This window comes from Pseudomonas sp. MAFF 730105 (assembly GCF_055380705.1).
On sequence record NZ_AP018438.1, the window covers coordinates 3,866,267 to 3,878,466 of the forward strand.

General features: G+C 62.7%; 11 protein-coding genes. 4 read left to right on the forward strand and 7 right to left on the reverse strand.

What is annotated here, in order from left to right:
- Positions 1-11 precede the first annotated feature (11 nt).
- The 6 genes from PCOSP_RS16810 to PCOSP_RS16835 form a co-directional block, all read right to left on the reverse strand.
- Entirely contained in the window at positions 12-278 is a 267-nt protein-coding gene (locus PCOSP_RS16810; protein WP_139643421.1) for an acyl carrier protein, read from the reverse strand.
- A 43-nt stretch (positions 279-321) separates the two neighbouring features.
- The gene (locus PCOSP_RS16815) at positions 322-2,022 is read right to left on the reverse strand and encodes an AMP-binding protein (RefSeq protein ID WP_464709084.1); all 1,701 of its coding nucleotides are present in this window, start codon (positions 2,020-2,022) and stop codon (positions 322-324) included.
- A 249-nt stretch (positions 2,023-2,271) separates the two neighbouring features.
- Positions 2,272-3,726, reverse strand: coding sequence for an amidase (locus PCOSP_RS16820; RefSeq protein WP_464709085.1), 1,455 nt, complete (start codon positions 3,724-3,726; stop codon positions 2,272-2,274).
- A gap of 12 nt (positions 3,727-3,738) precedes the next feature.
- A complete protein-coding gene (locus PCOSP_RS16825; RefSeq protein ID WP_464709086.1) occupies positions 3,739-5,013 on the reverse strand; it encodes an MFS transporter in 1,275 nt (424 codons plus the stop codon).
- 11 nt (positions 5,014-5,024) lie between these two features.
- A complete protein-coding gene (locus tag PCOSP_RS16830) occupies positions 5,025-5,957 on the reverse strand; it encodes a SphA family protein (protein WP_464709087.1) in 933 nt (310 codons plus the stop codon).
- 71 nt (positions 5,958-6,028) lie between these two features.
- Entirely contained in the window at positions 6,029-6,985 is a 957-nt protein-coding gene (locus PCOSP_RS16835; RefSeq protein ID WP_139643435.1) for a helix-turn-helix domain-containing protein, read from the reverse strand.
- 180 nt (positions 6,986-7,165) lie between these two features.
- Here PCOSP_RS16835 and PCOSP_RS16840 point away from each other — a divergent pair, with 180 nt between their 5' ends.
- On the forward strand, positions 7,166-8,173 hold the full coding sequence (locus tag PCOSP_RS16840) for a GlxA family transcriptional regulator (protein ID WP_464711956.1): 1,008 nt from the start codon (positions 7,166-7,168) through the stop codon (positions 8,171-8,173).
- A gap of 47 nt (positions 8,174-8,220) precedes the next feature.
- A complete protein-coding gene (locus tag PCOSP_RS16845; RefSeq protein ID WP_464709088.1) occupies positions 8,221-9,126 on the forward strand; it encodes a hypothetical protein in 906 nt (301 codons plus the stop codon).
- Between the two features lie 14 nt (positions 9,127-9,140).
- On the opposite strand, the gene PCOSP_RS16850 is transcribed toward PCOSP_RS16845, so the two are convergent.
- Complete coding sequence (locus PCOSP_RS16850) at positions 9,141-10,079, reverse strand: LysR family transcriptional regulator (protein WP_464709089.1); 939 nt, start codon at positions 10,077-10,079, stop codon at positions 9,141-9,143.
- Positions 10,080-10,440: 361 nt separating this feature from the next.
- Between PCOSP_RS16850 and PCOSP_RS16855 the strand changes: the two genes are divergently transcribed.
- Both PCOSP_RS16855 and PCOSP_RS16860 read left to right on the forward strand, forming a co-directional pair.
- A complete protein-coding gene (locus PCOSP_RS16855; RefSeq protein WP_139643441.1) occupies positions 10,441-11,091 on the forward strand; it encodes a response regulator transcription factor in 651 nt (216 codons plus the stop codon).
- Between the two features lie 100 nt (positions 11,092-11,191).
- The gene (locus PCOSP_RS16860) at positions 11,192-11,569 is read left to right on the forward strand and encodes a response regulator transcription factor (protein ID WP_139643444.1); all 378 of its coding nucleotides are present in this window, start codon (positions 11,192-11,194) and stop codon (positions 11,567-11,569) included.
- The last annotated feature ends 631 nt before the right edge of the window (positions 11,570-12,200 follow it).

Sequence of the window (12,200 nt, forward strand, 5' to 3'; positions counted from 1 at the left end):
CTTTTGCCCCTTCAGACCGCGGCAGACAACTCGAATGTGCTGGCGTTTTCGAGCAACTGCGCCAACTCCTGGAGGGTGGTCATTGCGTCGATCAGAGACGCGGAAAAATCCGCCGACAGTTGTCCCCGAAGCTCCGACAGCAGCGTCAACTGGCCCATCGAGTCGAGCCCCAGGTCCAACAGCGTGTCGCTGGCCTTCAATGGGTAGCCATTGAGGTGGGCCGGCAGAATGCCTTGCGTCGAGAGGCGGTGGATGGTCTGGCAAATAACATCAAACACAGGTGCTCCTTGCACGTATGCAATCCGTGCTGCTAGGGAAGGATCAGGCGGATACAGCGTCTGTAGCGACCGCTGCGGGGTTCAATTTGCCACTCAGGTACAACCGACTCAGCGCCTGGCGCTGGATCTTGCCGCTGGTGGTCTTGGGGAAATCGGCGCGACGGATCAACACCAGGTCGTCGACTTGAACGCCGGCATGACGCGCCACTGTCCGGGCGACTTCGCGACGCAGTTCCTCCAGGTCACGATTGCCCAACGCATTGACGGCGATCACCACCACGACGCTCTCTTTGACATGCCGACTGTCAATGCAGGAAAACGCCGCGACAGAACCTGCCGCAAGACCCAGTCCATGCTCCAGCGACCATTCGACGATATGCGGGCTGACGTTCACTCCCGCACGGGTAATCAGGTCCTTGGTCCTGCCGGTAATGTAGACCTCGCCACCCAGCATGAAGCCCAGGTCACCCGTGTCGTACCAATCGCTGGCCTGCGGGCGTACGGGCTCCATCTTCAAGTACCGGCGAATCACGCTGCTGCCACGAATCTGCAGACTGCCCAGCAGGCCTTCGCTCACTTCCAGGCCGTGTTCGTCCACCACCCGCAATTCGACGTCACCGACCGCGACGCCGTTGCCCAGATAGGCCGCGGCGCCGGGCGCACCTTCAGGTTGCTCGCGGACCACACCGTCGGCATGCAGGCTCTGGGTATCCAGCCAGCGCACGCGCAACGCCTGGCCTGGAGCATTGAGGGATACGGCCACCACGGCTTCTGCCATGCCGTAGGCTGGTTGCAGTACCCCAGCTTGCAGGCCATAGGCGCTGAAGGCCGCTTCGAACTGGCGAAGATGCGCGTGGAAAACCGGTTCGGCACCGACCCATGCGTAGCGCCAATGGGACAGGTCCAAATCGCCATCGCGCAGGCGCCCCGCCAGACGGCCGAGCAACGCGAAGGCCGAGGTCGGCGCCGGTGACAAAGTGCCTTTGTAGCGCGACAGCGCATGAAGCCAGGCCATGGGCTGACGGCTGAATTCACTGGTGGGCATCAACACCAGGTCGATGGAGCACCACCAGGCCAGGGTCAGGGCAGAAAGCCCCATGTCATGATGCAGGGGCAACCAGCTCACCATGCGATCCGCCGCTGCGACGGCCACGCGTTCGGCGATCGCCTGGCAGTTGGCACTGAGCATGGCCTGGGTGATGCAGACCGCTTTCGGCGCGCCGGTACTGCCGGAGGTAAACTGCAGGATCGCGAGGCTTTCGGGACGGCTGAGCACCGGCTCATCGACTGGCGTTTCCACGGCCTGCATACGTTCGACCAGGGCGACGTCCGTCAAGACCCGCTCCGACCACGCTGGCGCAAGCTGCTGCGCGATGTGCTCAGAGGTAAGGATCAAGGCCGGATCGAGCAATGCCAGCATCGCTTCTATTCCTGCCCCTTCGCGTTTGCTTTCGTGGGGCAATTCGTGCGGCAGCAAGGCAATCGCCAACCCCTCGGCCCAGCATGCGAGCACCATGACCAACACTTCAACGCTGGAAGACAGGGCAATGGCAACTATCTGTTCAGGCGCCAAGGCATTCTGGCGCAAGACTTGACGTGCACGAGCCACCCGGGCGAGCATTTCGGACTGTTTCAAGGAGACAGCGGCATCCTGCGCCAAGACCGTGGTCAGGCGAGAAGATGGGCAAGAGAGGAATTTTTCTATCAGGCACAGGCGAGCAGGCGCAACTAATCCGTCAGTCATATTTTCAGTCCTTGAAACATTCAGCAAAGGTTACTGATTGTAGGACAATGGGTCAATATGGCTTTTTGATATTGATTTGAAATTATTGCCTTGGTCTTGTGCCTTCATGGTATTTCGTGACAGAACAACCGCTCTACATCGCGGGTTGTAGCCACCCCGAAAGGGCACGAACCGTCTTGCAAAAAATTGTCGATGCCCGCCCCGTCGTGGCGGACACCGCCAACCAGCTCCGCTTCTAGCCAGTCATGCTCACCAACAAGCATTCACCGCCGGCATCCGCCCCCGCCACGGCTGGGCCCGCTCCAGTTGCGCTGCCAGGGCCAGCAACGTGGCTTCCTCACCAAAGCGCCCGGCGAAATGCGCGCCCATCGGCAACCCCCTGGCACTCCAGCCTAACGGCACCGACATCGCCGGTTGTCCGCTGGCATTGAACAAGGCCGTAAAGGGCGAGTAGCTGTGGTAGCGCTCGATCAATTGATCAAGGCTCAGGCACACGTCCTGGATATCCAACTCGCCAATCGGTGCCGGCTCACGGGTCAAGACCGGCGTGAGGATCAGATCGTAATCCTGCATGAACAACGCCAGTTGCCGGCCCAGGCCGTGTATCCATTCCACGGCCGCCGCGTACTGGGCGCCACTCACATTACCCTTGTCCCGCAGGATGATCCGGGTGCGCACTTCCAGTTCTTCGGCCTGGACCGCAAGGCCGCGCATCTGGCCCAGCAGATCGACGTAGTGACGGGTGCTTGCACCGATGATAGTGAACACCTGGTCGAGAAACTCCGGCAACACCACCGGCAGGCTCACCGGCTCGACACGATGCCCCAGGGATTCGCACAACCGTGCCGCCTCGCCCACCGCCCGCAAGCTTTCAGGCGACGTCGGCCAGGGGCCGAGCTGCTCGACCAGGGCGATACGCAGCGGTTTCGGATCGCGCTGCACTGCGGTCACATAAGGCAGCGCCTGCACCGGGGCAGCATAGGGCGCGCCGAGATCCATCCCGGCGGTCGCGTCCAGCAACGCCGCGCTGTCACGCACCGACAAGGTGATCGCATGAGGCGTGCCCATCCCCGCCCAGCCCTCCCCCACAATCGGTCCCGACGGCAATAAGCCACGGCTGGGCTTGAGGCCGAATACGCCGCAGCATGAGGCCGGCACCCGCAATGAACCGCCGCCATCGTTGCCATGGGCGAACGGCACCACCCGGGCCGCCACCAACGCCGCCGCACCACCGCTGGAGCCTCCGGCACTGTAATCGGTGTTCCAGGGGTTGCGAGTCGCGCCGAAACGCGTGGACTCGGTGGAGTACGACGTACCGAACTCCGGCGACGTGCTGGTGCCAACCAACTGGCACCCTGCCCGCCGCAAACGCATCACGACTTCCGCCTCGAAATCTGCCCGAGCGCTTCCCAGGGAGCGGGAGCCATTGGTCATCGCCGCCCCGTTGACCGGCGAAAACAGATCCTTGATCAAGGTCGGCACGCCGGCCAACGGGCCCTGTCCCGTTTGAGCCGTATCCGCTTGCGCCCGCGCCGAGTCGTACAGCCGCTCGGCCACGGCATTGAGTTGCGGCTCGACCCGCTCCAGGCGCTCGATAGCCACCTCGAGCAATTCGCCAGGCCGGACCTCGCCGCGCCGGACCCACTCGGCCAGCCCCATGGCGTCTTCGCGATCCATCAACTGGTGGATGTCTTGCATACTCATGCTTCGGATTCCTTATTCATGACGATGGGCGTGAGCCGGGCGTGTTGAATCGACAGTAGTTGCCTGGTCGTGGCCGCGAGCGCGCAGGCCGGCGATCACCCAGAGGAGTGCCGCGACCAGGCCGGCGAAGACCATCCATTGAATGGCGTGGCGCAGGTCTCCGGCGAAGACCATCACGAAGGCCACCACCAGCGGGCTGACGAACTGGCCGATATAGAGGAACGAGGTGAACCCGCCCAACCCCCGGCCGCGGGTGCTGGCGGTCAAGGCGTTCATCACCGGCGCCATCACATTCGGCACCAGCAACCCGGAACCCAGCCCCTGGATGAAAACCGCCACCAGTACCGCGTTGTAGCTCTGCCCACGCATCAGCAGCCATAGCCCCAGACTGATGAGGCCCAGCAGCAAGGCGTTGCAGCCGGCGATACCCAAGCGGCGGCGCAACAGCGGCCACGTCAATGAACCCACCAGGGTGGCCAGCAGGCTCAGGCCCGCGGCCAGGCCGATCATCGTGCTCGACGTGATGCCCAGACTGACCAGCAGCATCGGCGCTTGCACCGGCACGACGAACGTCAGGACCATGCCGCCCAGAATCATCAGGTAGCCGACTACCAACTGCCGCACCGCGACCTTGGTCGGGCCCGTCTCATCGACCGGCTGCCGCACCACCTGATGCCTCGCCAGCGGAGGTTCCCACAACACCTTCAGCATCGCCGGCACCAGCAGCAACGGCAGCAGATAGAGCAGGAACGGTGAACGCCACGAGTGCTCCCCCAGCGCGCCGCCCACGACGAAGAACAGCGCGCCTACCAGGCCGATCGTCACCACCTGCCGGTTGACGTAGCGCAAGCGTTCCTCGCCGTGCCAATAGTCGGCGATCAGGGTCGCGCAGCAGGTCATGACGGCCGCCTCGGTGCAGCCGAACAACAGCCTTGTACCGACAATCGCAGGCAGGCTGTCGAGCAGCGCCGGCAACGCGCCGAGCAAGGCGTACAGCAAGGTGGCAAGCACCAGCAACGCCTTGCGCCCGATGCGGTCGGCCAGCCAACCGGCCAGTGGCGCACACACGGCAATCGCCAGGGCCGGCCCAGTGACGGCCAGCGGCACGAGCAGATCGGCACGGGGCTCGACGGGACCGAATTCGGCGCCCAACCGAGGCAGGATCGGTGCGACCATGACTGACCCCATGATGGTCAGGCTGCTGCCCAGCATCAGCACCAGGCCTTCACGCCGGCCAGCCTGGCGCGACGGGGTCGCGGCCGTTGAAGCGGAACTTGATTGGTTCATGGCGAGCCCCTTCAGAAACTTTGAGAAATGCGCAACGCCGCGGTATAGCCCTCGGCGCGGTTGCGCGCGTCGAACTCCTTGTAGACGTGCAGCCAGACCGGCGGAATGCCGGGTTTGAAGTAGCTCACCGCCGGCCCGACAGCCATCACCCGGGCGCGATTTCCGCTCTCCAATCCCGGTGCATCGTCATCAGTGAACTGGCGGTAGTAGTACCCGCCCACACCCATGGTCCAGGGCCCGACGTGCTGGCCCACGGCGAACTCGTGGCGGTACTCGACGCCGTTCTTGTAGTCGGTGGCGTTGTTGCGGGTGTTCACGTCGACTTCGAAGCTTGAGGACACTTCAAAGCCGCTGTCGGACAGGTAGGTGGCGTTGACGATGGGTGAGAACGTCCAGTGATTGAGCCCCGGTGAAATCAGCCGATTCTTGTCGTAGTCGCCGGTGGGCGCCTGGATCTGGAACTGGGTGTTGACGAACAGGTTCGGCGACAAGGTCCATTGCAGGATCACCGGCAGGAACTGGACGTCCGCCAGGCGAAATGGATCGGCCTCGAGATCCAGCGGGCCGACGGGTGTCTGCACCTGTACCGAGGCGTCCATCTTGAAGAATGGCACGACGGTGCCGAAGCCGTACTTGGCGCCCAGCACGGTGTAATCGGTCATGCGCATGTAAGCGACGCCGATGGACAGCACGTCCAGGGAGAAGTTGTTGTCCGCCGAATGGCCGTGGCGGTCTTTCTGCACGTTGGCCGAGTAGAACGCCGTACGCAGGCCGACGGTCCCGAAGGGCGTAGCCGGCGGCATCATGCCCGCGCCGAAATCATAGACCCCGACCGCGGTGGTCGGCGCGCCGTTTTCGGTGCCATGGGCGCCGGCGCAGAGGCCCAGCATCCCCAGGGTCAACCAGGTAAAGCGCAAGACGTTTGTTTTGTTGTTCTGATTCATCGAATGCCCCTTCCGACCGTATGGTGGTGGGGTCATCCTAGGGAGCAGGCCCTATCGGCCGTTATCCGTTTTCAGCACAGATGCGTGCGACGCAGGGTTTGCGAAGGTGTCTCGCCGAACAGGACCCGATAGTCGCTGGAAAACCGGCTCAGGTGCCAGAAGCCCCAGCGTGCCGCCACCTCTTGCACACCCTGGACTTGATCGCCGTTGCGCAGCTCACGGCGCACGGCATTGAGGCGCAGTGCCCGCAAATAAGCCACGGGATTGATGCCCAGGGTCTCCTGGAAGCAATACTGCAATTTGCGCCGGCTGGCACCGATGTGGTTGCACAGATCAAGGATCGACAGCGGCTCGTCGACATGGGCCAACGCGTACTCCCGGGCCCGGTCGACCATGCGCTTGCGCGCCGTGGGGCTGAGGGGCGGTGCCTCGTCCGGCGCCACCAGTTCCAGCATGTGCAGCATCACCGTATCCCGCAGGCCGCGACGGATCGACTCGTAGCCCAGCAATGATTCCCGTCCCTGGTCGCTTTCCAGCTCGCCGAACAGGGCCGCCAGTTCAGCCGGCAGCGTCGAGTCGCCGAGGCGGTAACACTTGGGAAGATCGGTAATTCGAAAACGACTGCCCTGCCGCTCCAGCACATGCGCCAACGCTTGCTCGTCGATGGCGACACCCAGCACGTCCAGATGCTGGGGCGTGCGCAACTCAGGCAAGTTCTGCCCCCGGGCCACCAACAGGCTGGGCTCGAGGATCGGATGCCCGGAGCAAAAGACCGGACCGTCCGCCACCAACGGCATGCTGAAGGTGATGGCCCCTTCCCAGGCCGTCCCACGCTTGGTCATGGCCTGGTTAGAGCGGTCGCGCACCAATTGCATCCAGTCGGAACGGAATTCGATCAACTCGCCTTCGAAACGCCCTGGGGTCAGTTGGTCGTAACAGACCTGCCAACCGCCCATGTTCCGGGCATGCTCATCGATGTCGACGGTACGGAACCGATTGACCGGCGATGCGATGTTGTTGTTATTCATTGACCCGACCTTCATCGATTCCTGGGCTGGTTGGGCAAAGATCAGGCAAGTTCCATTCCGTCTCCCAGGCGCACCGAGCAATTGTGCCGAAAATGGATAATCGACCCGGCATGGATTGCCTTCCGGTGTATAAAGCACAATGAAATCGACCTCTTGAACCTCCACGCCACCATGAACGAAATGCCCCGTGACATCGACCTCGCCAACCGGTCGATCACCCAACCACGCACGTTGGTCTTCCTGGCCTATCCGCATATGGGCCTGTTGGACCTGACCGGCGCCCAGACGGTGTTCTGGGCGGCAACCAAAGCCATGGCCGAACGCGGCCTGCCCGGCTACGCCGTGCATACCGCCAGCCTCGCCGGCGGATTGATGCGAACCGCCGAGAGCCTGGTCGTGGAAACCTGCTGCCTGCGCCAGTTCGACGACGTCCTGATCGACACGTTGATCGTCCCCGGCGCGCCCGACATCCGCCAGGCGATGATCGATTGCGTCGACCTGGTCGACTGGCTGCGCCATGCCTCGGCCAAAGCCCGACGCACCGCATCGGTGTGCAGCGGCACGTTCCTGATGGCCCAGGCCGGCTTGCTGGACGGACGCCGCGCCGCGACCCACTGGGCCATGTGCGACATGCTCAGGGACTGCTTCCCGGCGGTTGAAGTGGACCTGGACGCGATCTTCATCCAGCAAGGCCACGTGTGGACCTCGGCGGGGGTCAGCGCCGGCATCGACATGGCCCTGGCGCTGGTGGAAGCCGATTGCGGTCGCGACGTCGCCCTGCAGGTGGCCCGGGAGCTGGTGGTGTTTCTCAAGCGCCCTGGTGGCCAGGCGCAGTTCAGCCAGCTGTTGCAACTGCAAACCCAGGACAGCGCCGGCTTCGACGAGCTGCACCTCTGGATTGCCGAACACCTGGGCGACGACCTGACCATCGAACGGCTGGCCCGCCAGGCGCGGATGAGCCCGCGCAATTTTGCCCGGGTCTACAAGCGCCGGACCGGGCGAACCCCGGCCAAGGCCATCGAGCTGTTCCGCCTGGAAGCCGCGCGAAGGCTGCTGGAAGACTCCCAACGCAACATCGACCAGATCGCCCGGTCGTGCGGCTTCGGTGACGAAGAGCGGATGCGTCATACCTTCCAGCGCCACCTCTCGATTTCACCTCGGGACTACCGCAAGCGCTTTTCCCGCTGACCGGGCCGGGGCTCACAACGATTACCTCAACGAGCATGACTTCGTCCATGAGTGACTTCTCCTACACACAGTACATACGTTTCTGGACCCCATACTCAGGCATCGGCCCGCGTGAGCAAGCGCCGATGCTCCCCCAAGAACAGGCTTGGGCCCATGACTACGCGGCCCATCACCGCTTCAACTGGATCGTGGTGCTGATGCCGCCGCTGTGCTTCGGCCCCCTGTTGCCTCCCATCGCATTCATCCTGGGGCTGTTGCTCTATCGAACGCTGTTTGCCCCTGACCTGGACGTGGACCCCATCATCGGTGAGTCCCTGGGATGGCAGGTGGTCGCGATGGTGCTTTTCACCACGACCTGGGCGCTGCGTAATTTCCTGCGGGACAAACACGACCCGACCAAACGCTATTGGCAGTCCATGCCGGACCGAGGACTGGTCGAGCTTGAGCGCCATACCCTGGTCTCGGGCTTCTGCCTGTGGTCCAGCGACTATGACCCGGACTGCAACACCCTCATGCTCTGGGTCAACGATAAAATCGAGCACGTGCAAGACAGCGGTGTATCGCAGTGGATCCTGGCCAAGACCGAGGCAGGGCACTGGCTGGTGCTCAAGGAGCAATTCCCGGGCAACTTCACCTACGCCCGGATTGGACGGACGCCTGCGCCGGCCAAGCAGCTGCAACCACGGGCGCATCTGGCGATTGCCTTTGCCCCCGGCACCCAGCTGCCGTTGGGCCGGCGCTTCGACGGCCCAACGATCCCCTTGATCGACACGTCGTACTGGCTGGCTGGCGATGAACTCAAGCGCCTTGCCGAGGTGGCCCATCACTGGCGCTTTTTTCCTCCAGAGCGCTACGCCGTGGTCAACGAGCGGGATGCCGAATGGGTGCAGCGACTGGTGGCGAAGGCGCAAGCCAACATCGACCCCGAGGGATACGCCTCGAAAGACGATTAGCCGGCCCGCAGCGCTCAAGCGACTTTCCTGGCGTCCAGATGCTCGGCGCGCGCGGCCACGAACGCGCTGCAACGGGAGCGCAACCAGCACTCCCCCGGATCATTGTGAGAGGCTCCTCCCCAGACCATCGACAACGCGTGCTCGGGCAAGCGGATCGGCGCCGGCTCGGCCCTCAGGCCCGCGCTCACCGCCATTGCCTGGGCCACGTAGTCCGGCACGATGGCGATCATGTCGCTGTGGGCCAACAGCACGGGCAAGGCGCTGAACTGAGGCACGGTCAGCACCACCCGACGTTGGCGCCCGATCAGGCTCAAGGCGCGATCAGAATCATCGATGACATTACCCATGGACGACACCACTGCGTGGGGTCGTTGGCAGAACTCGTCCAGCGATAATTCGCCGGGCTGCGAATCAGCCCGCAGCAGCATCGGCCGGATCTGGCGCAAGTCCTTGCGCCGGGCATTGGCCGGCAGCTCCAGGGTGTGGCTGATACCCAGGGTGATTTCCCCACTGGTCAGCAGTTGGGACATCTGCCATTGATCGGCCCGGCGCACCACCAATGTGGTGCCCGGCGCCTCGACCCGCAGGCGGCGCAACAGCTCCGGCAGCAACGCGTATTCAACGTCATCGGACAGTCCGACATGAAAGGTCGCCTCACTGGTGGCCGGATCGAACGCCTGGCAGCGACTCAGGGCCGCGGCGATGCCATCCAGCGCCGGGCTCAGGTTGGCAAATATCTCCTGGGCCCGTGACGTCGGCTCCATCAAGCGGCCCGAACGGATGAACAAGGGGTCATCGAACATCAGCCGCAAACGAGCCAGTGCGCTGCTGATCGTCGGTTGACCGAGAAACAGCTTTTCACCGACACGACTGACATTGCGCTCATGCATCAAGGTCTCGAAGACAACCAGCAGATTGATGTCAGCACGACGCAGGTCATTTCTGTTCATCATAGTCGTCGCCCCAGGCGCCAGGCCATTGAGTCAGGAGAGGACAGAATCATCGTCGGCCTTTTCATCGAGACGCACCGGCGACGGTATGCCTGGCAGGTTATGTCCGCCGTGGTGCGCTTGTCTGTTGTACCTAGGGACAACCCATTCAACCTTTAGGCAAGCCCACCGATACTTCGGTATGCAGCGCTTCAGGACCGTGGCGCAATTTCAGGGTTTTATGTCCTACCGGGTGGCCAGCGGCACTTTTAAGATGCAACGATTTCCATGACGCGGAAAGCCGGACTCAGTGAGGCCACCCAAGGCACTTCGTTGCGGTTCGCGTGGCCCCTACTCACTTGTACTAGATCGTTTCGGACACCCAATGACGCCCACCTACTCCACCTGCCAGGCCATCAACGATGAGCCGCTCGTTTATATCGTCGACGACGATCAACCGCTGCGCGAAGCCCTCGGCGGCCTGTTGCGCTCCATTGGCCTGCAGGTCGCGTTGTTCGGCTCGGTGACGGAGTTCATGCAACACCCTCGCCCCGACCAGCCCAGTTGCCTGGTGCTGGACGTGCGGCTGCGAGGCATCAGCGGCCTGGACTTTCAGCAACAGCTGGCAACGACCAATATCAACCTGCCGATCGTGTTCATGACCGGCTACGGCGATATCGCCATGACGGTGAAGGCCATGAAAGCCGGCGCAGTGGATTTCCTGAGCAAACCTTTCCGGGAGCAGGACTTGATCGATGCAGTGTCCGCCGCCCTCCAGCGGGATCGGTTACGCCGCGAGTCCGACCTTAGCCGTCGGGCGCTCCAGGACTGTTACGCCACCTTGACCGCCCGAGAACAACAGGTGATGGGCCTGGCCGTGTCGGGCCTGATGAACAAACAGATCGCCGGGGAAATCGGCCTGAGTGAGATCACGGTCAAGATCCACCGGGGCCAGGCCATGCGCAAAATGTGCGCGCGCTCGTTCGCCGATCTGGTGCGCATGGCCCAGGCACTGGACATGCATCGCGCCGGGTGAACGTTCATACCCAGGTATAACTTGGCGGGGTGGCAGGACAAGGTATCTTGCAGGGAAGACGGGGCCTTTATGGCGACCTGACATCACCTTCGGTACCTAAATGTCCAATACCGCAATTATTTCAGTGGTCGATGATGATGAGTCCGTTCGAATCGCATTGGACGGTCTCTTGCGCTCCAGCGGCTATACCGTTCGCACCTATGCCAACGCCTTGGACTTCCTGTCCTCCGGCGGTCCCGAACAGACCGCCTGCCTGATCTCGGATATCACGATGCCCGGCATGAGCGGCATCCAGATGTATAACCAACTGGCCGACCAAGGCGTTCACATCCCGGTCATTTTCATCACCGGGCATCCCGCCCCGATGCCCCGGGTCAAGGCCGGTGCAGCGGAGCCGGTGGCATTCTTTCCCAAGCCGTTTCGCTGCGCTGAACTGATCGCCAGCATCGAATCGGTGCTCAATCGGCCGGTCGACTGAATAACCACACATCCTTGTGGGAGCGAGCTTGCTCCGGGCGGCGATCCGACGATGGCGGTGGGTCAGCTTGCATCTATGTTGAATGGACCGCCGTCTTCGCGGGCAAGCCCGGCTCCCACAGGTTCCGCGGCGTGCACAAAAGCAGCGTCCAACCACCAATCCTCTGTGGGAGCGAGCCTGCTCGCGATGGCGCCGGGTCAGCTTGCATCCATGCTGGAGGCAAGCCCGGCTTCCACAGGTTCCGCGGCGTGCACAGAAGCAGCGTCCAACCGCCAATCCTCTGTGGGAGCGAGCTTGCTCGCGATAGCGCCGGGTCAGCTTGCATCCATGTTGAATGGACCGCCGTCATCGCGAGCAGGCTCGCTCCCACAGGTACTGCTGCGTGCACAAAAGCAGCGTCGAACCGCCAATCCTCTTAACCATATCTCTAACACCTTCGTATAGATCCTTCATACGCAGACATGCCGCCGCTGACCTTATGTAGAAGTGTCGGACGCCGAACCGACGAATACCATTTCCTACAGCGAACCGAAGCTGAATGCATGAAGCCACGCACGTTCGGGTACCTCGCGACACGGTCACGCTGAAACAGTTGAACAATTCAACGTATCGATTTTGTCTTCGGGAGCAC

Bases quoted from the DNA above. Each gene is read 5' to 3' on its own strand.
- PCOSP_RS16815 (WP_464709084.1), bottom strand. From the start codon at position 2,022: ATGACTGACGGATTAGTTGCGCCTGCTCGCCTGTGCCTGATAGAAAAA.
- PCOSP_RS16820 (WP_464709085.1), bottom strand. From the start codon at position 3,726: ATGAGTATGCAAGACATCCACCAGTTGATGGATCGCGAAGACGCCATG.
- PCOSP_RS16825 (WP_464709086.1), bottom strand. From the start codon at position 5,013: ATGAACCAATCAAGTTCCGCTTCAACGGCCGCGACCCCGTCGCGCCAG.
- PCOSP_RS16830 (WP_464709087.1), bottom strand. From the start codon at position 5,957: ATGAATCAGAACAACAAAACAAACGTCTTGCGCTTTACCTGGTTGACC.
- PCOSP_RS16835 (WP_139643435.1), bottom strand. From the start codon at position 6,985: ATGAATAACAACAACATCGCATCGCCGGTCAATCGGTTCCGTACCGTC.
- PCOSP_RS16840 (WP_464711956.1), top strand. From the start codon at position 7,166: ATGCCCCGTGACATCGACCTCGCCAACCGGTCGATCACCCAACCACGC.
- PCOSP_RS16845 (WP_464709088.1), top strand. From the start codon at position 8,221: ATGAGTGACTTCTCCTACACACAGTACATACGTTTCTGGACCCCATAC.
- PCOSP_RS16850 (WP_464709089.1), bottom strand. From the start codon at position 10,079: ATGATGAACAGAAATGACCTGCGTCGTGCTGACATCAATCTGCTGGTT.
- PCOSP_RS16855 (WP_139643441.1), top strand. From the start codon at position 10,441: ATGACGCCCACCTACTCCACCTGCCAGGCCATCAACGATGAGCCGCTC.
- PCOSP_RS16860 (WP_139643444.1), top strand. From the start codon at position 11,192: ATGTCCAATACCGCAATTATTTCAGTGGTCGATGATGATGAGTCCGTT.